Source organism: Reyranella sp. CPCC 100927, from assembly GCF_007859315.1.
In the GTDB taxonomy this organism is placed as follows: Bacteria; Pseudomonadota; Alphaproteobacteria; order Reyranellales; family Reyranellaceae; genus Vineibacter.
The window spans coordinates 1168504-1188993 of record NZ_VOHA01000001.1 but is presented as its reverse complement, the minus strand read 5'-3'; the positions used below and the strand labels follow the sequence as shown (position 1 = coordinate 1188993).

Below are 20490 nucleotides of genomic sequence, written 5' to 3'. Positions count from 1 at the left end.
GGCGTTCGTCATCGGCACCGACCCTGCTGCCACATCCCCCATCCGCCCTTCGGGCACCTTCCCCCGCAAGCGGGGGAAGGTAAACGATGTTGCCGGCAGCCTTCACGCTACTGGCCATGGATGAACAATCCCCGCGGACGCACCAGCAGCACGATCGCCATCAGCAAGTAGACTCCCATGGAGGCCAGGCCGGCGCCCAGCGCATCGGCTTCGGATCCCACCATGACCTGGCGCAGCAGGCTGGGCATGAAGGCGCGCAGCAACGTGTCCACGATGCCCACGATGAGGGCGCCCAAGAAGGCGCCACGGATCGAGCCGACACCACCGATCACGACGACCACGAACGTCATGATCAGGATCTGCTCACCCATGCCGACCTGCACCGCCAGGATCGGCCCCGCCATGACGCCGGCCAGGCCCGCCAACAGCGCGCCGAGGCCGAAGACCAGGGTGCACAGCAGGCGGACGTCGATCCCCAGTGCCCGCACCATGTCGCGATGGGTGGCACCGGCCCGCACCAGCATGCCCACCCGCGTGTGCTGGATCAGGCCATAGAGGCCGACACCCACCAGCAGGCCCACGACGATGATCGCCAGTCGATAGGCGGGATAACGGAAACCCGGTACCAGTTCGATCGAGCCGTTCAGCAGCGGCGGCACGGACACGAAGAGCGGCTGGCGGCCGAACGTGATGGTGATGAGTTCGTTGAAGATCAGAATCAGCGCGAACGTCGCCAGCACCTGATCGAGATGGTCGCGCGCATAGAGGCGACGGATGACCATGGTCTCCATCAGCATGCCCGCTGCGGCCGCCGCCAGCAGTGCCGTGGGAAAGGCGATCAGGAAGGATCCTGTCTTGGCCGCGACCAAGGCGCCGGCGTAGGCGCCGATCATGTAGAGCGAGCCGTGGGCGAGGTTGATCACGCCCATGATGCCGAACACCAGCGTCAGGCCGGCGGCGAGCAGAAACAGCATCACGCCGAGCTGCACGCCGTTGAGCAACTGTTCGAAGACGAGCGTCAATCTTCCCCCACTTCCTCCCCCAGCGTCGCTGGGGGAGGTGGCCGAAGGCCCGGAGGGGGACCCGACGAGATCTTCGTTACTGAGACCACGTTGGCTCCCCTCCGCCCACCGACGTTTCGACGCCAAGCGTCGAAACGTCGTTTCGGGGCACCTCCCCAGCGACGCTGGGGAGGATTTTTCTTCTAACTACAGCTTACACTGCGCGGCGTAGGCGTCGGTGTGGTTGGTCAGGATCTTCTGGACGGTGCGCAGCACCGGCTTGCCGTCGTCGCCCTTCTCGACCTTCAGCATGTACCAGTCCTGGATCGGATGCTGGTTGAGCCCGAACTTGAAGGCGCCGCGGGTCGACTGAAAGTCGGCCTTCGCCAGCGCCGCCCGCATGGCGGCCGTGTCGTTCACCTTGCCGCCGGTGGCCTTCAGCGCCGAGGCGATCAACAGCGCCGTGTCGTAGCCCTGCTGCGAATAGGTCGTGATCGGCCGGCCGTAGGCCTTCTGCCAGGCAGGAACGAACGCCTTGTTGGCGGCGTTGTCGAAGTCGGTGTTCCAGTGGCTGCCCACGTAGATCCCGAGCGCCGCATCACCGAGCGCCGCCAGGATCACGTTATCGATCGACGCTTCGGAGACCACCATTGGGATCTTCCCGAGCAGGCCGGCCTGCTGGTACTGGCGCAGGAAGGCGATGCCCAAACCACCGGGATGGAACTGGAAGACGACGTCCGGATTGGCGGCGCGGATCTGCGCCATCTCCGCCGCGAAATCGGTCTGGTCGAGCCGCGTGAAGATTTCGCCGGCGATGTCGCCCTTGAAGAAGCGGCGGAAGCCGGCCAGCGAATCCTTTCCGGCCTGGTAGTTGGGCGCCAGGATGAAGGCGCGCTTGTAGCCCAGGTTGGTCGCGGCCTGACCAGCAGCCTCGTGGATGTTGTCGTTCTGCCACGACGCGACAAAGTAGTTCTTGTGGCACTCCTTGCCGGCCAGGTTCGACGGTCCGGCGTTGGGGCTGACGTAGATGGCGCCGGCATCGACGACGTCAGGCACCACGGCGCCGGCCACATTGGAGAACACGATGCCGGTGAACAGCTTTACCTTGTCGTTCTTCAACAGCCGATCGGCGATCTGCTTGCCCTGGCCGGGCTTCAGCGCGTCGTCCTCGACCACCAGTTGCACCGGCACGCCGCCCAGCTTGCCGCCCTCCATGTCCATGACGAGCTTGAAGCCGTCGCGGATATCCTGCCCGAGATAACCACCGGGACCGCTGAGCGTCGTGACCATGCCGATCGTCACCGGCGTCTGCGCGAACGCCCGCGTCCCCGTGGCGAGCGCGGCGGCGGAACCCAACAAGATGTCGCGTCTTCTCATGTCGTCATGTCCTCCCCGAGATTTTCGCTTCCTACCTTCCCCCGCTTGCGGGGGAAGGTGCCCCGCAGGGGCGGATGGGGGGTGTTGCAAGGAAGCCAATGCATCGATCATCGACTCTCTTGCAGCATCCCCCATCCGCCCTTTGGGCACCTTCCCCCGCAGGCGGGGGAAGGTAAAGAGATTCACGGCAACCTTACCCAGCCGGCCGGCGGAACGGCGCCGGGATGCACGCTGCCGCAATGCGGGCAGGTGCGCTTCTTGTCGTCGGCATAGAACGCCTGGAACAGCGGCGGCAGGTCGCGCACGATGCTCTGCACGTTGACCTCGACCCGATGCACCAGTTTGCGGCATTCGAAGCAGTGCCACTCGAAGGCATCCTTCTCGCCCGGTGGTCGCTTGGGCTCGATGACCAGGCCGACGGACCCTTCTTCCGGCCGTTGCGGCGAATGGCGCGTGTGCGGCGGCATCAGGAAAATATCGCCGGCGCGCATCGGCACATCATAGAACTCGCCATTTTCGGTGATCTTGATCACCATGTTGCCCGACAGCTGGTAGAAGAATTCCTCGACCGGATCGTCGTGGAAATCCGTACGCTGGTTGGGCCCACCGACCACCGTCACCATCAGGTCGGCATCTTCCCAGATCTGCTGGTTGCCGACCGGCGGCTTCAACCGATCGCGGTGCTCTTCGATCCAGCGCTGGAAGTTGAAGGCCTTGAGCCGTCCCGTGCTAGCCATGGCTGTACCTCCGTGCCGCCGCCGCCGCCGGTGCCGCTTGCAGGCCGCAGGTTTCGAACGCAGCCCGCGTCGCCGCCTTCTCGGCGTCGGTCAGCGGCAGCAACGGCGGCCGGACCGCGCCGCCGACCTGGCCCAGCAGCTCCTGCCAGTATTTCTGGTGGGCGTGCGGCTTCTCCGCCGGCCGCGTGTGGCGCAACGCCTCGCGCACGGGCTCCAGCGTGTTCCACACCGCACGGGCCTTGTCGACCTCGCCGCGCAGGGCGAGATCCGTGTATTGCCGCATGCGCAGATCGCCGGCGGTCTGGATCAGGAACGGCGGCGAGGAGCACAGGTAGAGCTGCCAGCCGAGCTCGACGATGTTGTCGAGCCACTCCTCCTCGGAGGCGGTGCTGACCAGGATGCGATCACCGGCCAGCCGGGTCAGCTCGGCATACATCGGCCGCGGCACGCTGTACTTGATCGCCACCACGGTCTCGATGTCGGCCAGGCGATTGCACAGCTGCGGGCTCATCAGATAGCCGCTGTCGGGATGGCTCCACAGCGCGATGCCGATATCGACCTTGTCGGCGATGGCGCGATAATAGGCGTAGAGAGTCTCGTCCTGCGCCTTGGCGAAGTGCAGCATCGGCGCGTGCACGACGATGTAGTCGGCGCCGGCGCTCTGGGCATGGCGCGCCAGCTCAATGACGGTATCCATGTTCTGATCCGAGCACGACATGATGGTCGCGCAGCGGCCGGCACTGGCCTCGACCGCAAGGTCGAAGGTCCGCTTGCGCTCGGCGACGGGCATCGACGAGAACTCGCCCTGCTTGCCCGAGATGAACAGCCCGTCGATCTGGAGCGCATCGCCCCAGTGGCGGATGTTCTCGCGAAAGCCGTCCTCGTCGATGGCGAACGACGGCGTGAACGGCGTGAGCGCCGCCGCCCAGATGCCTTTCATGTTGGCGCGCGCGTAGGCCTTGGCATCCTTCCTGCTGTATTTCATGGCTCCATCTCCGTTCCGTTTCCCTCCCCCGGCTTCGCGGAGGCAGGTGTTCCTTGCATGGCGCACCAGAGCTTCTCGCTCGTCAGCGGCATGTCCATGTGCCGCACGCCGAACGGCGCGAGAGCATCGACGACGGCGTTGACGATGGCGGCCGGCACGCCGATGCAGCCCGCCTCACCGACTCCCTTGGCGCCGAGCGCATTGGCCGGCGAGGGCGTGGCCATCTTGTGGATGTCCACCGCCGGAACATCGGCGGCCCGCGGCACGGCATAGTCCATCAGGGATCCCGTCAGCAGCTGACCATCGCCATCGTAGATGATCCGCTCGAAGAATGCTTCGCCGATGCCCTGCGCCATGCCGCCGACCAGTTGGCCGTCAACCAGCATCGGGTTCACGACCACACCGGCATCGTCGGTCCAGGTCAACCGTTCGATCGTGGGCGTGCCGGTTTCACGATCGATCCGCACCGCCGCCACGCAGCAGCCGCTGCTCCAGGCTTCACCGTCGGCGTGGAAGACGACCGACTCCGACAGGCCCCCTTCGTTTGCGAGGCTGTCGGCGATCGACTGCCAGGTGAGGCGCCGCGCGTCTCCCTGCAAGGCCACGAAACCGTCGGCCACGGCAACGATACCATCGGGCGGGCATTGCAGCAGTTCGGCCGCGCGCTGGCGCGCCGACGCCGCGAAAGCCTGCGCGGCGCGCAGGATGGCACTGCCGCCGATGGCCGTGCTGCGGCTGGCCAGCGCGCCGATGCCCGTCGGCGTCCGCGCCGTATCGCCGACCGCCACGATCACGTTGTCGAAGGGCACACCCACGGCATCGGCGACGATCTGGGCGTACGCCGTCTCGCGTCCCTGGCCCTGGGCGCTCGAGCCTGTGGCGGCGACGATCCGGCCATCATCGGCGAGGCTGACCTGCGCGCTTTCCCACCCCTCGCCGCACGGCTCGACATAGAGCGCCAAACCAAGACCGACCACCTCGCCCCGGGCACGCCGCTGCCGCTGCTGCTGCCGCACGGCCAGGTAATTCGAGCGTGCGCACGCTGCGGCCAGCAGCGCCGGATAGTCACCGGAGTCCAGGACCGCGCCGCTGGGCGCGCGAAAGGGAAAGACATCCGGCGCCAGGAGATTGCGACGGCGGATCTCGGCCGGGTCCAACGACAGCATGCGCGCCGCTTCATCGACCAGGCGCTCCATCAGCATCGCCGCTTCCGGCCGGCCGGCACCGCGGTAAATCCCGACGGCAGCGGTATGGGCCTGCACCGCCTGCATCGTCACGTCCGTGGCCGGGACTTTGTACGGACCGGGCAGAATGCGGCCGGCATTGCGGCCGGGCGCGGCGGCGCTGAAGGGCAGCCAGTGACCCAGCGGGAAGGCCAGGTCTGCCCGCAGACCCAGCATCCGCCCCTCGGCATCGAGCGCCAACTCGCCCACCGTCGTCGCACCGCGGCCGTGGGTCGCCGACAGCAGTTCGTCTGACCGCGTCGCGCACCACCGGACAGCGCGGCCCAGGCGTACCGCGGCCCACGCGACCATGGCTTCTTCCGGATAGATCGACGCCTTGCCACCGAACGCGCCGCCGACGTCTGCCGCAATGACGCGGATGCGCGCTGCTGCCAGCCCCAGGATCTGCGCCAGGTCAACGCGGGCGCGATGCGGCGTCTGCGTCGAGAGCCAGATCGTCAGGCTTTCGCTGGCGGCATCCCAAACGGCGACCGCCGCCCGCGGCTCGATCGGCGTAGGCGCCAGGCGGGCATGATGAACCTCGATCCGCGCCACCGCCGCGGCGGTGGCGAACGCGGCAGCGACATCGCCTGAGGCCCAACGATGCGCTATCGCCGGCGGCCGAGCCGCAACGGTGTCGCTCGGCGTCGCAGCGACGTCGATCTCGACGCCGTCGAGCGCATCGCGTGCCTGGGCCTGGCTCTGCGCGACGATCGCAACGACCGGCTGGCCGACGGCGTCGATGCGACCCTGTGCCAGGACAGGAAAGCGCGGCACCTTGATATCCGGCAGCAACGCGTTGACGGCGGCATCGCCGAGCGCGGCGACATCAGCGCCGGTGAAGGCAGCGACGACACCATGCGCCGCCAGCGCCTTGGTGACATCAAGCCGAACGATGTCGCCACGGGCGTGCGGGCTGCGCAGAAAGTCCAGGTACAGGCACGAATCGGGCTGGATGTCATCGACGAAGCGGCCGTTGCCGGTCAACAGGCGGGCGTCCTCGACGCGCCGGACGCTGCGGCCACGCCACAGCCCACCCGACACGCGTCGCTTGTCGCTCCACTCCTGCATCGATGCGTCCGCCCTGCTTCCCTTTCGGACAGCGGGCATACCAGCGACTTTGGTTCTATATGACAATTCGCTATTTTCGTATTTATTAATATTGTGTGCTTATAAAAGCGGAACCGCCGATGGACGTCACGCTGAAGCAGATCCAGGCCTTTCTCGCCGTGGCCGAACTCGGCAGCTTCACGCGCGCCGCCGAGCGCCTGCGCGTCGCGCAGCCGGCCCTGTCGCAATATGTGCGCGACCTGGAAGCCGAATTGGGCATCAAGCTGTTCGACCGCACGACCCGCAAGGTCGAGCTGACCGAAGGCGGCATCGAGTTCCGCAGCGCGGCGGCCAAGAGCGTCGAGGACCTCGATCACGCCGTCCGCAATGCGCGCGACCTCGCCAGCCGCCGCCGCGGACGCCTGATCGTCGCCGCGCCGCCGCTGCTGGCCGCCGCCATCCTGCCGCGCGCCATCTCGGATTTCGTGGCCCGCTATCCCGGCGTGCAGATCGTCATTCAGGACGCGCGCACCGATCAGATCGTCGACAAGGTGCGGACGGGACAAGCCGATTGCGGCATCGGCACGTTCGCACCAACCGAAGCCGGCATCGACCGCATCACGCTGGCCCGCGACAGCCTGCTGCTGTTCTGCAATCACGACTCCGCGTTCGTCCAACAGGCGCACGTCCGCTGGAGCGAGTTGCGCGATCAGCCCCTGGTGACGCTGACCCGCGACAGCGGCATCCGCCTGCTGGTCGAACGCGGCTACGACCATGCGCAGCTGCCGATGCGAACGGACTACGAGGTTTCGCATATCGGCACCGCCATGGCGCTGGTCGAGGTCGGCCTGGGCATAGCGGTGTTGCCGACCTACGCCTTCGCCGCCGTCCATCACCTCAAGGTCGTGGCCCGGCCGCTGGTCGAGCCGATCATTGCGCGCAACATCTTCATGATCAGCCCCAGCGGCCGTTCAGCGCCGCCGGCGCTGCCCGCCTTCGCCAGCCTCTTGCGCAAGCACACGCGCGCCCTGGTGCCACGCGGCGTCGGCGGATCGTGATCCGAAGCGTCCTGACTCCGCTTGCCTTGATAATGACACAAGAGAAACCGAGGAAGTGCTCATGCACTTTCTCTCAGGACGATCATGAAAAACGTGCCGGTAATTTGCTATGACCTGGAAACGGTCAGCCGCTTTTTTCGCTCAGCAGCCTTCCTCATCGCGGTTCAGCGGCACACCCACATCGAGTGGGTCACCTACAAGGACAGCGCGGTCCTGAACGCCATCTACGCCGTGATGTTCTGGAAAGAACCTCCCGGCAATGCCCAGGTGAAGGAAGGCAGCCGGGAAGCGATCCAGCGGGTCACCGACGAACAGCACGAGCGGTTCTTGCTGGCGTGGATCGAAAAGCTGCACACGGGCGGTCCGGCCGCCGGCAACGCCTACGTCAACCATGTCGCGGGCCTGCGCGACATGGTGCGGCAGGATCTCAACAACCTCTATCGCGAGGTCAGCCAGATCAACAACGACGTGATCAACCAGACGCAGGACGCGATCGTCACGTTGGCCCGCATCCGGCTGACGGCCGCGGTCGGCGTCGCGGTCATCGGCGGCGTGGCCGGCGTGGCCTTTGCGCTGGGCGCCGTCGGCGGAACGGCGGCGGCGGGCGGCGGGCTCACCATCCTGGGACTGGAGGCCGGTGCATCCGCCACCACCTTCGGCCTGGCGGGTCTGGGTTATTCAACCACCAACACGATCATCAAGACCTGGGAACAAGGCCCCACGGCCAAGGTCGCCGCCATCAGCGTGGATATCGGCAAGTATGCCGCCAGCGAAGTCGGCGGCAAGGTGACCGGGCACCTGGCGGACAAGGCGTTGGCGCAACAGGCACGCTCGAGCCAGATCATCAGCTCCGCCGAAGGCCAGATCCGCAAGTACTCGCAGAAGCTGGCCGAGGAAGGGCTGCGCAAGCGGCAGATCGCCAAGGCCAACAACATCATCGGGCAGTCCCAGCGCCAGGTTGCGAGCGAAGGCGCCAAGTTCGCCAAGGCCGGCACGGCGGCGAAGATGGCGCGCGGCGCCGGCGCCGGCATCCCCGTGGTCTTCGCCGCCTGGGACATCATGGATGCCTGGGGCGACTACCAGGACACGGTGAAGGCGGCACGGTAGCGCAGTCATCCTTTCCCTGGGAGCGCGGGCGTCTCGCCCGCATTGTCGTACGACGCCCGAACATGAGCGGGCGGGACGCCCGCGCTCCCAGGACAAGAACTGTTTTCGTGGCGGCCACCTACGCCGGATGCACCGTCATCGGCAGCGATGCATAGCCGCGCAGGGTGTTGTTGTAGGAAATTTCCGGCGTTCCGACGTCGAAGCGTTCGACGCGGTCGAGCAGCGCCGTCAGCAGGGCCGTGATCTCGAGCCGGGCCAGGTGCATGCCGGCACAGGTGTGAATGCCGAATCCGAAGGCGAGATGGTCGCGCGGATTGCGCGTGATATCGAAGTCGTCCGGCCGCTCCCACTTGCGCTCGTCGCGGTTGGCCGACGCGTAGAGCACCAGCAGACGATCGCCGGCCGGTATGGCGACGTCGTCGAACACGCTCGTCTCGCGCACATAGCGGCTGAAGGAGCGGATGGGCGCCTCCATCCGCAGCGCCTCGTTGATCGCGGCCGCAATCAGCGTGCGATCATCCTTCAGCAGCCGCCATTGGTCCGGATGCTCGCCCAGCAGGCGCAGCAGATGCCCGGTCGCGAAGATCGTCGTGTCGAGGCTGGGTCCGATGTACTCGCGCATCATGCCCGGGCACTGCTCGATCGGGATCTCGCCCCGGCCGGCGGCGTCGTAGATGCGGGCCGCCCATCCGCTCGGTTTCAGCTTGCCCGGCACCGCGTCCTCGCGACAGAAGCGGTGCAGTTCCTGGATCTCGACCAGGGCCTGCTTGCCGAGATCGTTCATCGGGCCCATGGCGTTGAACGTGGCGGCGGCCCAGCGCAGCATCGATTCGCGGCCGTAGGCCGGCAACCCGACCAGCTCGGACACGACCGTCAGCGGCAGGACGTGAGCGACATCGGCCATGCCATCGACACGCCGGCGCGCGCAGATGTCATCGACGACCTTGCGCGCCGTCTCGTGGATGGTGTCCTGGATGTCCTTGAGCGCACCGGGCAGCAGCGGCGCGCCGGTGACACGGCGCATCTTGTCGTGAAACGGCGGATCGCTGGTCAGTGAATTCGCCTTGCCCGGACCGGATGTCGCCGCGTTGACGGCGGGGTCCATCGCCACGCCCTGTGACGTCGTGAAACGGCGATGGTCGCCGAGAACCGCCTTCACATCCTTGTAGCGCGGTACACACCACAGCCCATGCCGCTCCAGCCATACCGCCGGCCCGATATCGCGCAGTTGCCTGTAGAGCGGATAGGGATTGTCGATCCCCGCCCGATCGAACAGCTCGATCCCTGATGACGGCCTGTTGGTTGACATCTCGTTTCCTCACCGCTTCGTCCGCAGGCACACCATCCATCCCGCATCGAAGCCTCGGCAAGGCGGATATTTCTTATGAATGAATAACGGCGCCTTATTGGTTCCCGCACACGGACCACGCCGCGGCGGCATCCTGTCTATCGTTCGGCGCGCAGGTGACGATCGACGAACGCGTCGAGATCCTGCAGGAATTGCGCATAGGCTGCCGCGTTGTAGCCGTAGTGCGCACCGCAGCAATTGTTGGGCTTGCTGCGGTTGCCGGCGGCGGCGAGGTAGGTCACCGGCAAGCCGACGGCATCGAAGCTATGATAGGCACCGGCATAGGTCCGGTGCTCGACGCGATCGCGACCCTCGCCGAGTCGGGCCAGCATCGCCTCGCACTGCCGCACCGGTGTCCAGTCATCGAGCGCCGCCAGCGCCAGCAGCGTGGGCTGTCGCACCGCCAGCGCGGCGGCATCGCTGTCGGGCAGCGCGCAATCGGGGTAGACGGCGATCACGGCGCGCACGGCAAGGGCGCGCCGCAGCGTGCGCATCAGCACGACGCCGCCGCCATAGGAGTAGCCCATCACCGCGATGCGATCGCTGGCAACGAACGGTTGCGACTTCAGCCACGCGACCGCGGCATCGATGTCGCGGGTCCTGTCCTCGGCCTGGGCCACGGTGGGCCAATGGCGGGTGCAGGCATCCTTGATCCGGCGGGCGCCGAAACTGTCCACCAGCAACGCTGCCACGCCGCGGCCCGCCAGGCGCTGCGCCATGCGCGTGACGTTGACACCGACACCGCCGCAGCCGTGGAAGATCGCCACGGCCGGCAGCGGCCCGCGCGTCGATGGCGGCTTGAACAGGGTGGCGGCGAGCGCCGCCGGCGGCTTGCCGTCGACGCTGGGCAATCGGACGGCCTGCTGAGCCTGCGCCGCGGCCGCACAGCCAAGCGTGGCCAGCAGGGCGACTGCGCCCAGGTACCGGCGGCGGATGACCGCTATCGACCCCACCGCAACACCGGTAGCCATCCGATCATGCCGGCGACGGCAACGGTGGCGAACGCCAACGCCCAATCCTGGGTCGAGTCGTGGCCGACCAGGTCCAGCATGACCCCCACGATCCACGGCCCGAGAAACCCGCCGGCAAAACCCAGCGACGTGTGCAGGCCCATCGCGGCCCCGGCGCGGCCTTCGGGCGCGTTGGCCACCAGGCTCGCCGTCATTGCCGGGGAGTCGAGATAAGCCAGCCCCAGGAGCACGACCAGGAACACCGACACCGCGGCATAGCCGAAACTGCCGCCGATCCAGGGCAGGCACAGCGTGCCCAGGCAGGACAAGGCCATGGCGATCAGCACCAGGCGGCGGCGACCCATGCGCACCGCCAGTTCGCCACCCAGGAGCGAGGCTGGAATCGCGGCAAACGCCGCGACGGTGGCGACATCGGTCGGCTTGAGCCATGCCCCGGCGCCACCGGCATCATTGGCGATGTAGACGAGGTAGGCCACCATCCATGACACCAGGGCCAATGCTTCCCAGGTGTGGCCGCACTGGCCGATGATATAGGCCATGGCCGGCTTGTGCCGCAGTACGGGGCGGTAGTCGAACAGGTCACGCAGCTTGGGTACGGTGACGAGCGGCTTGAGGCGGGCGGGCACGAACAGAAAATTCATCGCAAACGCCAGGGCCGCCATCGCCGCCACGAAACCGAACGCCGGGCGCCAGCCGAAGGCCGGCGCGAGCTGGCCGGCAACCAGGATCGACAGCGCAACCCCGGTGCTGAACGACACCAGGTACATTGTCGTGGCGCGCGCCTTGAGCTTGGGATCGTCGATGGCTTCGACCAGGGCCCGCAGCCCCGGCATGTAGGTGGCAGCGAACCCGGCGCCATAGAAGCCGCGGATCAGCAGTGCGCTGGTAAACCCGTCAGCCCAGTAGGCGAAGGCGCAGCAGGTGACCAGGACGAGCGCCGATCCGGCCAACACGACCCGGCGCGGATCGAAGCGGTCCGTCAGGGCGGACAGAAACGGGACCGCCAGCATGAAGCCGAAATACTGGCTGCCGGCAATCCAGCCGGCCTGGGCGTTGGTCAACTGCCATTCACTGCGAAACAACGGCAACAGGGTCGTATAGCCGTTGGCGCCCAGCATGGACAACGTCTGGGCAACGCAAATAACAGCAATCAGGAGACGTTTATCCATCACTCGACAACTAGAACGCGAGTCGATGACTGCGCCGAAGCCGCCCGCGCCAACTGCTGCACACTTGCTCTCCCCCGTATCCCTTCCGTGAATCACGCGCCTGCAGTGCGCGAATTGAAGCTATCCCTATCGGTTTGTCAGTCTTGTGATCGACTGTGACGACGTCCTCCGGCCCAACCGCACTCAGCCACTCGTTGATCGCATACCCTGGCGGCCCGCGAATCACTTCACGAGCACACCGCCTCCCCGGCGCGGAAATACAACCACCAGAAGCATAAGATCGGACAGACGGCGCCCCCATACCATGCTTCCCCGGGGCACGCAAAGCCATCATTGCACAACGTGTGCATTTCGCATCGCCCAGTGAATGCTTCGGGGTGTCGGTGGCTCACCGTGACGGCAGTCTACACGCAGATGGTGAAAATCCTATTTGGCACGCACGCCATCTATGGTGGTACGAATATCGTTGGGATAAAGCGGCTGTCCCGCCGGTGCGCACTGCACCGCCGTGAAGACATTCGCATAGCCGGCGCCCCGGCGCTCGCCCGGCTTACGCAAGGCCACGCAGTTGGCGGCGCCGCTGCGAAACGTCATGAACTCGGCACCGCCGTAGGTCAGCACGGTCGACCAATCGCTGCCAGCCCGGGTGACCGCGTTCAGCTGCAACAATGCCTGGTCAATCGGTGTCGTGATACCGACACTTCCGTCACCCAACGCTTCCTGCATCCATATGTCGGTCTGCCAGCCGCCGACCGCCCCTCCGGCCGTAACGCTGCGGTACCGCTTGTCCGATCCCGGCACGGTGTATTCCTGGGAGGCCTGGCAGCTGAAGCCGGGCGGCGTCCACAACGGCACGGTGGCACAAGACACCGATGTCCATGTGAGTTGGGTCGGGGTCGTGCTCGATGCCGACGTACCCGATGCAGCTGTCCCGGACGCCGATGTGCCTGACGCGGACAGGGCGGCCAATTTGCGGCGCGCGGCGTCGGCGTAGCGGCCGTCGGGATACCGCTGCAAATACGCACGCACGGGTTCGGTGGTTGTCGCGTCCTGCGCCCGGCGCCACAGCGCCTCCTCCTCGCGTCCCTGGGCCTCGCGCCGCTGGGCGGCAGCCAGACGTTCGCGTGCATCGGCTGCGTGTTCACTGCCGGGATACTGGGCGAGGAAGGCCTGGTAGGCCGCCGCCGTATCGGTCTGCAGTGCCTGGCGCCAGGCTTCGGCCTGGGCTTGGCGGGCAGCCGTACCGCCGCCGTCGAGCCACGACCGCACCATCGCCACCGGATCGGAAACAGCGAAAGCGCCGCCCACCACCGCGACCAGGCCCAACCCGACCGCCAGTGCGGCCGTCCGCATACCCCGCCGCGGACGCGGGCCGGCAGCGTCGAGCGCATCCAGCGCCGCCACGTCCCGCATCGACCGCGGCCGGTCGTCGGGATCAGGCGCCAGCATGCGCGCCAGGCCCGGCCGCAGCGACGCCGGTACCTGCGCCAGATCGGGGACCTTCTGACGGGCCTGGATCGCCGCCATCGCCGATATGCCCATGTCGAGCGGACGCCCCAGGCTGGCCGCAACCAGCACCAACGCCAGCGTGTAGATATCGGAGCGCGCATCGGCGACACCGGAGAACATGCCGAACTGCTCAGGCGCGGCGTATTCGATCTTGCCGGCGAAACTCTGGCCGATGACGCTGGTCTTGCCGACGTCGGTGCGCCGCGCGATGCCGAAGTCGATGATCGTGGCCTGGCTCAAATCACCGCCACGCAGAATGATGTTGTCCGGCGACAGGTCACGATGAACCACGTTCTGCTCGTGAGCGGCCTGCAGGCCATCGGCCAGACGCCGGCGCAGGGCTTGCACCTGCGTCGGGGTGAGCGGCTGGTGCGCCACGATCTGGGCCAGCGACGGCCCTTCGACGAAGTCCATGACGAGGTACAGCCGACCCGAGGCATCGGCGCTGGCGCCTTCGTAGGAAACGATCGCCGGGTGGCGGATCTTGCGCAGCGCCGTCGCCTCGCGCAGGAAGAGGTCGCGCATCTGCGTGTCGTCGACCAGCTCGGGGCGAATGACCTTGATCGCCACCTGATCGCCCGTGTGCACGTTGGTGCCGCGATAGACCTCTCCCATGCCGCCGCGGCCCAGCATCCGCTCGACGCGGTAGGTGTTGTTGAGCAGCACGCCAGGCTGCAGCGGCGTGAGTGACTGAATGTCGGCCGTGGTCTCGGCGAAGGGCTGGCGCGACGCCGGCGGCGGCAGGCTGGTGCCATGCGCGTCCGGCACGACTCGGGTCGCCGAATCCAGGGACGGCGCCGACGTCTGCCATCGTGGCGGCGTGCTTCCGCTACCGGACTGCCCGGTGCTCATACGTTGCTGTCCCCGCCGTCATGGCCTCTGTCGTTCCGTGGCCGCAGACTACCACAGCCGCGCTAGCGCGCCTTCAACGTTCCGATCACCAGGGCGATGCGGTCAGCCACCAGCGACTGACCACTGGCGACACAGTGATAGCCGCGCATGACCCAGGCGAGGCCGTCGCCACGGGCCGGGCCGGGCTTGGCGAAGGCGAAGCAGGAGCGGCCATCGACCGCCTTGAACGTGACGTACAGGCTGTCGCCCAGGGCCGCCAGGGACGACCACTCGCGAGCATTGTTGCGGGTGAAGCTGCTGATCTCCAAAAGAAACTCGCTTTCGTCGTCGCGCCGCAACGGCAGATGCACCGAGGCTGCATCGACGGTATCAACCAGCATGACGTAGGTCGCCGTCGTCGCGGCATGCGTGCCGGCGGCCCAGCGCCGGAACTTGCCGCGGCCATCGACGCCGTCGTACTCGGCCGAGGCGGAACAGGTCATGCCCTGTCCGGCCGCAATGCGCGACTGGGCACAGGGGATGTCCGCCCACGACAGGCTGCGTGTCTGATTGGCGCGCTTGTGGCGACGGTCCACGGCCTCCTGTTCAGCCTGGCGACGCGCCGCCTCGGCCGCCGCGGCCTGCTGTCGGGCGGCATCCGCCTCGGCGGCTTTGCGCCGCGCCGCTTCGGCGTCGTCGGCGGCCTGCTTGCGGGCGGCATCGGCTTCGGCGGCCTTGCGCCGCGCGATGGCCTCGGCCTCTTTCCCATCGCCCACCGGGCCGCCACCCGAAAAGGCGAAAATGCCCCAGGCGACGGCACCGCCACCCAGCAGGCCGGCAATGACGGCGGCGGCGATGACAAAACCGCTGATGTGCGCCTTCTTCTCGGCCGTCGCGTGCGGCGCACCGGGCGCGGACGACACATCGGCCCGGGCGATCTGACGCGCACGCGCGCCGGATACGACGCGAAACGCCTCGACCGTGCGCACGATGTTCTTCATCACCGGCCGGCCCAGCCGCTCGAAGCCATACTCGGGCATCTTGGCGCGCGCCTGCCCGGCCACCTCGCCCGAGACCATGACGCCGCCGGGGTCAGCGGCGGCCTGCAGGCGGGCCGCGATGTTGACCCCCTCGCCCAGCAGATCCCCGTTGTCCTGGACGATCACGTCGTCGAGGTGCACACCGATGCGAAACAGCATGCGCTGCGACGGCGGCAGGCTGTTATTGCGGGTGTCGATTCCCGCCTGGACGTCGAGTGCCGAGCGCACTGCCTCTACCGGGCTGCCGAACTCGGCCAGCACGCTGTCGCCGGCGGTGTTGGCGATGCGCCCGCCGTGCCGCCGGATCGACGAATCGATGGCGGTGCGATGCGTGCGCAGCACACGCATCGTGCCTTCCTCGTCCGCCCCCATCATCGCCGAGTAGCTCACGACATCGATGGACATGATCGCGGCGAGGCGCCGTTTGACCGGCGAGCCGTTCATGGATCCCGATATTCCCCTGCGGTTTGTACCGACTGTTTGTATGCCGACAATACACCGGGCTGCCCGGGCGCACCACCATCCAGCCGGACGATGCGGTGGTCCGCATAGCGATGCGGCCAAACGCCCCGCATCGGCAACGCGATTGACGCCACGGGCAGCGTCGGATTTGCTGCCGCGCCCATCGAGTGGAGGAACGGCCATGGCGTACAAAGGCTTCGATCTGACCGGCAAGGTGTCGCTGATCACCGGCGGCAACGGCGGCATCGGGTTCGGCATGGCCGATGCGCTGGCCGAGGCCGGCGCCGGCGTCTGCATCTGGGGGACCAACGCGTCCAAGAACGCGGCTTCTGTCGAGAAGCTCAAGCGTCACGGTGGCAAGGTGCATGCCCAGATCGTCGACGTCGCCGACGAAGCGGCGGTCGAGGCGGCGTTCGCCGAAACCCTGAAGGTGATGGGCAAGGTCGACAACTGCGTGGCCAACTCCGGCGTCTCGGGCCGCGGCAGCAAGGGCTTCGCCGACATTACCGCCGCCGAGTGGCGCCGCGTGCTGTCGGTCAACCTCGACGGCGTGTTCTTCACTTTCCGCGCCGCGGTGCGCCACATGATCGAGCGTGGCGAGGGCGGCTCGCTGGTGGCGATGGCCAGCACGGCCGCCATCGAGGGCGCGGCGCGCAACGAACACTATGCCGCCAGCAAGGGCGGCGTCGTTTCCATGGTGCGGGCGCTGGCCGTCGAACTGGCGCGCTACAAGATCACGGCGAATTCGATCCTGCCGGGCTGGATCGAGACGGCGATGACGGCCAATGCCTTCAACAACGAAAAGTTCGCCGGCAACGTCAAACCGCGCATCCCCGTGCGCCGGTGGGGCGTCGAGGAGGATTTCGGGCCAGTCGCCGTCTACTTGGCCAGCGACGCCACCAAGTACACGACCGGCCAGTCCATCGTGATCGACGGCGGCTATACGCTGTTCTGATCGCGCGCCAAGAGCGCCAGACAAATACGTTGGCGCTCACTCCGAAAAGCGGCACGATACCAGCCGGGCGACAACCGCCCGACTGATTGGGGTATCGCATGCGCACGCCGATCGCCGCGCTTCTTGCCAGCGCGTTCCTTTGTCTGACAGCGGCCGCGGCCCAGGCCCAGGACGACCGCTGCGTCGGCGGCCAGACGCCGGGCGGCGTCATCATCGTGCTGTTCGATCGCGGTCAGTCGATACTGACGCCGCGCGGTCAGCGCGACGTCTCCCGCATCGCGAGCCAGGCCATCGCGCAGAAGGCGAACCAGCTTTGCCTGGAAGGGTTCGCCGATGCCCACCGGGGCAAGGAACGGGACAAGGACATCGAGCTAGCCCGCGCACGGGCCGAGGCCGTGGCCAGCGAACTTGTCGCCAACGGCTACCCGCGCGAGAAGATCGTCGTCCGCCGGATCACTGACCCCATCCGGGTGTTCGGCACGAAGGAAACCGCCAGCGAACGCAAGGTCGAGATCCGCTACGGCCGCTGACGCCCCGGCCCTCAGATTGCCGACATACCGGCATCGATGACCAGCTCGGCACCGGTCATGTAGCGCGACTCGTCGGAGATCAGGAACAGGATGCCGTAGCCGATATCCTCCGGCCGGCCCAGTTCGCGCAACGGGACACGCCGGCGCGCACGCTCGCGAATTTCCTCGGTATTGAACAGCGACTCGCCCATGGCGGTGAGGATGATGCCGGGATGCACCGAATTGCAGCGCACCTTGTAGCCCTTGCGCGCGCACTCGATGGCGACGGTCTTGGTGAACTGCCGCACGGCGCCCTTGCTGGCGCCATAGGCCGACAGTTCCGGCGTGCCGAGGAGGGCCGCCAGCGACGACAGGTTCACGATCGAACCGCCACCGGAGTCGCGAATCGCCGGCACCGCGTGCTTGCAGCCCAGGAACACGCCCTCGACGTTGACGGCGAAGATGCGCCGCCACAGATCGACGTCCTCGGTCTCGAAGGTGCTGGGAGACGGCCCGCTGATGCCGGCGTTGTTGACCAGCCCGTCCAGCCGCCCGTGGCGCGCCAGCACGTCGGCGATCACACGCTGCCATTCCGTGTCCTGGGTAACGTCGTGCGGCAGGAAGCTCGCCGCGCCGCCGATCTGCTGCACGGTCTGCTGGCCGCCGGGGCGATCGACGTCAGTGACCACCACCGTCGCGCCTTCGTTCGCCAACAGCGTTGCCGTCGCGCGGCCGATGCCCGAGCCGCCGCCCGTCACCAGCACAACCTTTCCTGCTACGCGCCCGGCCACCGTTTCCTCCTGTCATCGCCTTGATGCGGCACACGCTAGCCAGCCGCGGCGCATGGGTACAAGCTGCACGCGGCCGCCGAGCCGGCCAGCGATACGGCCTTGCCGCCGCCATGATGATGCGGTTTGTGCTGAAGGTGTCGTTGCTTGAGGATCGCCCATGTCGACCAGACTGCGCCGTGCCGTGATCGCTGCCCTCACCTGCCTGGCCGCGCTGGCGAGCGTCGGTCCCGCAAGCGCTGAAAAGCCCAATGGCCCACCGGGGCAAGCCAAGCGTGGCGGCTCTCCTGCCGCGGCGGCGCCGGTCGGACCTGCCCCTGGCGTCCCCGGGGTCACCATCACCATTTCGCCCCGCGACCAGCTCGCCATCCGCCAGTATTTCGGCCAGCAGTTTCGTTCAGGCCATTGCCCCCCGGGCCTGGCCAAGAAGAACAATGGCTGCCTGCCGCCGGGACAGGCCAAGAAATGGGGGATCGGCCAGCCCCTGCCCGGCGGTCTGCCCTATTATCCGCTGCCCGGCGACCTGCTCGCCCGCCTGCTGCCGCCGCCGGCCGGATACCAATACATCCGTGTCGCCAGCGACGTGCTGCTGATGGCCGTCGGCTCGCGCATGATCATCGACGCCGTACGCGACCTCGGGAGCATGTGAGTCACCAAGAAACACAATAAGTTGTGGTTGAGTCTTGCGGTAAAATACGAAACAGCCGATAGTGCTGTCGTCGAGACGCAGCCGGCACGTACCGCTGCCCGACACAGGTAAAGCCCTCCTGTCCCCCGATGGAGGTCGGTTATGAATCTAGGCGCGTTTTTCGCGACCCTGCTGGCGATCGGCCCGGCCGAGCCCGCAGCGCCGCCACCCCAGGCTGCGGTCCAACCGCCGGCGATCGAGCGCAGTGCGCCGGCCGTCAACCCCATCCAGCTCGCCGCGGTACCGCCCGAGTCCGATCCCGAGGCCGCGCCCCCGGCACCCCCGGTGGTCACGCCCAAGGCACCCCGGCCGGCCGCCAAGGGCGCGACGGGGGCCACCAAGCCGGGCAAGACGACGGCCGCCCGCAAGCCGGCCCAGCACAAGCCGCAGGCGACCACCAAGCCGCGCAACCCCGGCAAGCCGGTGGCGACCAGCTGTCCGGCCGGCAGCGCCAAGAACCCGACGACCGGACGCTGCGCGCCGCGCACGACGGCCACGCCGCGAGTCTGACCGACGCCGCCTGAGCGGCGACCCCAAGTCGGTCGCCGTCAGATCTCCAGGATGGCCTTGCCGACGACCTGGCGTTGCTGAATGACGCCCATCGCCTCGACCACCTGCTCCAGGGCGAAGCGATGGGAGATGTGCGGGCGCATCACGCCCTGGGCTGCCAGTCGCGGCAATTCTCGATCGTAGTCGTCGGCAAACGGCTTGTGATGGCGCGCGTGCTCGCCGGCGCGCACACCGATCACCGACAGGCACTTGATCAGGATGTGATTGCTCTTGAGCGCTGACGGGTTGCCCGACGTGAAGCCGATCACCAGCAACCGGGCGCCGAAGGCGGCGCACCGCAGCGAGCGTTCGAACGTATCGCCGCCGACCGGGTCGTAGACCACATCGGCGCCACGGCCGTCGCTGAGGCTCTTCACCAGCGGCACGAAGTCGGTGCTGCGGTAGTTGATGGTGACGTCGGCGCCCTGCGCGCGCACCACCTCGAGTTTCGCGTCATCGCCACCGGTGGCGATGACCTGGGCACCCAGATGCTTGCCCAGCTGCACCGCCGCCATGCCGACGCCACCCGTGGCACCGTGCACCAGCAGCACCTCGCGTGACTTCAACCCGGCGCGATGAACCAGGCCGTTGTAGGCCGTGGTGGCGCCGACGCGAAACGCGGCGCCCTCGGCAAACGACCAGTTGGCCGGCACCCGCATGGAAAGGGCGCTGACCGGCACCACGACGTACTCGGCGAAGCAGCCCGGCCGCTTGCCGAAGATCACGCGATCGCCGACCGACCAGCCCGCGACGCCGTCGCCCAGCGCGGCGATCTCGCCGGCCGCCTCCATGCCCGGGATGAACGGCAGGGCCGGCTTGTGCTGGTAGCCACCGGCCACCATCAGCACATCGGGGAAATTCAGCGCCGCGGCGCGGGCACGCACCAGGACCTCGCCGGCCTTCGGCTGGGGGACCGGCACGTCAACGATCTTCAGGACCGAGGGCTCGCCCAGGGTCTCGCACAGCACCGCACGCATGGTTCGCCTGCCCGATGTTCAGGCCGACGCTACCCAGGCCACCATGATGCGTCGAGGTCTATCGCGACACATCACACGCAGGGCGAAACCTGCGGCTGGAACGCCCAAGCCTATTTGCCGAATGGACGCACGCGATGGCTCGATCTCCGCTGTCAT

At 67.4% G+C, this 20490-nt stretch carries 18 protein-coding genes; 6 read left to right on the top strand and 12 right to left on the bottom strand.

Going from position 1 to position 20490, the window contains the following annotated elements:
- Window positions 1-107 precede the first annotated feature (107 nt).
- The 5 genes from FQU96_RS05440 to FQU96_RS05420 form a co-directional block, all read right to left on the bottom strand.
- Entirely contained in the window at window positions 108-1022 is a 915-nt protein-coding gene (locus FQU96_RS05440) for a branched-chain amino acid ABC transporter permease (protein WP_146539787.1), read from the bottom strand.
- 186 nt (window positions 1023-1208) lie between these two features.
- Window positions 1209-2378: an ABC transporter substrate-binding protein gene (locus FQU96_RS05435; RefSeq protein ID WP_146539786.1), complete on the bottom strand. Its 1170-nt coding sequence runs from the start codon at window positions 2376-2378 to the stop codon at window positions 1209-1211.
- A gap of 182 nt (window positions 2379-2560) precedes the next feature.
- Window positions 2561-3115, bottom strand: coding sequence for a 3-hydroxyanthranilate 3,4-dioxygenase (locus tag FQU96_RS05430; protein ID WP_146539785.1), 555 nt, complete (start codon window positions 3113-3115; stop codon window positions 2561-2563).
- Complete coding sequence (locus tag FQU96_RS05425; RefSeq protein ID WP_146539784.1) at window positions 3108-4100, bottom strand: dihydrodipicolinate synthase family protein; 993 nt, start codon at window positions 4098-4100, stop codon at window positions 3108-3110. The genes FQU96_RS05430 and FQU96_RS05425 overlap by 8 nt, the downstream gene beginning before the upstream one ends.
- A complete protein-coding gene (locus FQU96_RS05420; protein WP_146539783.1) occupies window positions 4097-6394 on the bottom strand; it encodes a xanthine dehydrogenase family protein molybdopterin-binding subunit in 2298 nt (765 codons plus the stop codon). Before FQU96_RS05420 ends, FQU96_RS05425 begins: the two co-directional genes overlap by 4 nt.
- A gap of 119 nt (window positions 6395-6513) precedes the next feature.
- Between FQU96_RS05420 and FQU96_RS05415 the strand changes: the two genes are divergently transcribed.
- On the top strand, window positions 6514-7431 hold the full coding sequence (locus FQU96_RS05415; RefSeq protein WP_146539782.1) for a LysR family transcriptional regulator: 918 nt from the start codon (window positions 6514-6516) through the stop codon (window positions 7429-7431).
- 84 nt (window positions 7432-7515) lie between these two features.
- Entirely contained in the window at window positions 7516-8538 is a 1023-nt protein-coding gene (locus FQU96_RS05410; protein ID WP_146539781.1) for a hypothetical protein, read from the top strand.
- 118 nt (window positions 8539-8656) lie between these two features.
- On the opposite strand, the gene FQU96_RS05405 is transcribed toward FQU96_RS05410, so the two are convergent.
- From FQU96_RS05405 to FQU96_RS05385, 5 genes are all read right to left on the bottom strand, one after another.
- Complete coding sequence (locus tag FQU96_RS05405; protein ID WP_146539780.1) at window positions 8657-9847, bottom strand: cytochrome P450; 1191 nt, start codon at window positions 9845-9847, stop codon at window positions 8657-8659.
- Between the two features lie 137 nt (window positions 9848-9984).
- Window positions 9985-10857: a dienelactone hydrolase family protein gene (locus tag FQU96_RS05400; RefSeq protein ID WP_146539779.1), complete on the bottom strand. Its 873-nt coding sequence runs from the start codon at window positions 10855-10857 to the stop codon at window positions 9985-9987.
- Entirely contained in the window at window positions 10827-12026 is a 1200-nt protein-coding gene (locus FQU96_RS05395; RefSeq protein WP_146539778.1) for a nitrate/nitrite transporter, read from the bottom strand. The genes FQU96_RS05400 and FQU96_RS05395 overlap by 31 nt, the downstream gene beginning before the upstream one ends.
- Window positions 12027-12452: 426 nt before the next feature.
- Window positions 12453-14387 (bottom strand): protein kinase, encoded by a 1935-nt coding sequence (locus FQU96_RS05390; RefSeq protein ID WP_146539777.1) that lies wholly within the window; start codon window positions 14385-14387, stop codon window positions 12453-12455.
- Between the two features lie 62 nt (window positions 14388-14449).
- Window positions 14450-15850, bottom strand: coding sequence for an adenylate/guanylate cyclase domain-containing protein (locus FQU96_RS05385; RefSeq protein WP_178130316.1), 1401 nt, complete (start codon window positions 15848-15850; stop codon window positions 14450-14452).
- Between the two features lie 199 nt (window positions 15851-16049).
- On the opposite strand from FQU96_RS05385, the gene FQU96_RS05380 reads away from it, so the two are divergent.
- Entirely contained in the window at window positions 16050-16823 is a 774-nt protein-coding gene (locus tag FQU96_RS05380; RefSeq protein ID WP_146539775.1) for an SDR family NAD(P)-dependent oxidoreductase, read from the top strand.
- A gap of 98 nt (window positions 16824-16921) precedes the next feature.
- Window positions 16922-17353: an OmpA family protein gene (locus FQU96_RS05375; protein WP_146539774.1), complete on the top strand. Its 432-nt coding sequence runs from the start codon at window positions 16922-16924 to the stop codon at window positions 17351-17353.
- Window positions 17354-17364: 11 nt separating this feature from the next.
- Here FQU96_RS05375 and FQU96_RS05370 read toward each other — a convergent pair whose 3' ends face one another.
- Window positions 17365-18123, bottom strand: a complete 759-nt coding sequence (locus tag FQU96_RS05370) for a glucose 1-dehydrogenase (protein ID WP_146539773.1) — start codon at window positions 18121-18123, stop codon at window positions 17365-17367.
- A 157-nt stretch (window positions 18124-18280) separates the two neighbouring features.
- On the opposite strand from FQU96_RS05370, the gene FQU96_RS05365 reads away from it, so the two are divergent.
- Complete coding sequence (locus FQU96_RS05365) at window positions 18281-18769, top strand: RcnB family protein (RefSeq protein ID WP_146539772.1); 489 nt, start codon at window positions 18281-18283, stop codon at window positions 18767-18769.
- A gap of 141 nt (window positions 18770-18910) precedes the next feature.
- Window positions 18911-19318: a hypothetical protein gene (locus FQU96_RS05360; RefSeq protein ID WP_146539771.1), complete on the top strand. Its 408-nt coding sequence runs from the start codon at window positions 18911-18913 to the stop codon at window positions 19316-19318.
- A gap of 38 nt (window positions 19319-19356) precedes the next feature.
- On the opposite strand, the gene FQU96_RS05355 is transcribed toward FQU96_RS05360, so the two are convergent.
- Window positions 19357-20334, bottom strand: a complete 978-nt coding sequence (locus tag FQU96_RS05355; protein WP_146539770.1) for an NADPH:quinone oxidoreductase family protein — start codon at window positions 20332-20334, stop codon at window positions 19357-19359.
- Window positions 20335-20490: the final 156 nt, after the last annotated feature.

Coding starts and splice junctions, on each gene's coding strand:
- FQU96_RS05435 (WP_146539786.1), bottom strand. CDS start 2,378: ATGAGAAGACGCGACATCTTGTTGGGTTCCGCCGCCGCGCTCGCCACG.
- FQU96_RS05430 (WP_146539785.1), bottom strand. CDS start 3,115: ATGGCTAGCACGGGACGGCTCAAGGCCTTCAACTTCCAGCGCTGGATC.
- FQU96_RS05425 (WP_146539784.1), bottom strand. CDS start 4,100: ATGAAATACAGCAGGAAGGATGCCAAGGCCTACGCGCGCGCCAACATG.
- FQU96_RS05420 (WP_146539783.1), bottom strand. CDS start 6,394: ATGCAGGAGTGGAGCGACAAGCGACGCGTGTCGGGTGGGCTGTGGCGT.
- FQU96_RS05415 (WP_146539782.1), top strand. CDS start 6,514: ATGGACGTCACGCTGAAGCAGATCCAGGCCTTTCTCGCCGTGGCCGAA.
- FQU96_RS05410 (WP_146539781.1), top strand. CDS start 7,516: ATGAAAAACGTGCCGGTAATTTGCTATGACCTGGAAACGGTCAGCCGC.
- FQU96_RS05405 (WP_146539780.1), bottom strand. CDS start 9,847: ATGTCAACCAACAGGCCGTCATCAGGGATCGAGCTGTTCGATCGGGCG.
- FQU96_RS05400 (WP_146539779.1), bottom strand. CDS start 10,857: ATGGCTACCGGTGTTGCGGTGGGGTCGATAGCGGTCATCCGCCGCCGG.
- FQU96_RS05395 (WP_146539778.1), bottom strand. CDS start 12,026: ATGGATAAACGTCTCCTGATTGCTGTTATTTGCGTTGCCCAGACGTTG.
- FQU96_RS05390 (WP_146539777.1), bottom strand. CDS start 14,387: ATGAGCACCGGGCAGTCCGGTAGCGGAAGCACGCCGCCACGATGGCAG.
- FQU96_RS05385 (WP_178130316.1), bottom strand. CDS start 15,850: ATGAACGGCTCGCCGGTCAAACGGCGCCTCGCCGCGATCATGTCCATC.
- FQU96_RS05380 (WP_146539775.1), top strand. CDS start 16,050: ATGGCGTACAAAGGCTTCGATCTGACCGGCAAGGTGTCGCTGATCACC.
- FQU96_RS05375 (WP_146539774.1), top strand. CDS start 16,922: ATGCGCACGCCGATCGCCGCGCTTCTTGCCAGCGCGTTCCTTTGTCTG.
- FQU96_RS05365 (WP_146539772.1), top strand. CDS start 18,281: ATGTCGACCAGACTGCGCCGTGCCGTGATCGCTGCCCTCACCTGCCTG.
- FQU96_RS05360 (WP_146539771.1), top strand. CDS start 18,911: ATGAATCTAGGCGCGTTTTTCGCGACCCTGCTGGCGATCGGCCCGGCC.
- FQU96_RS05355 (WP_146539770.1), bottom strand. CDS start 20,334: ATGCGTGCGGTGCTGTGCGAGACCCTGGGCGAGCCCTCGGTCCTGAAG.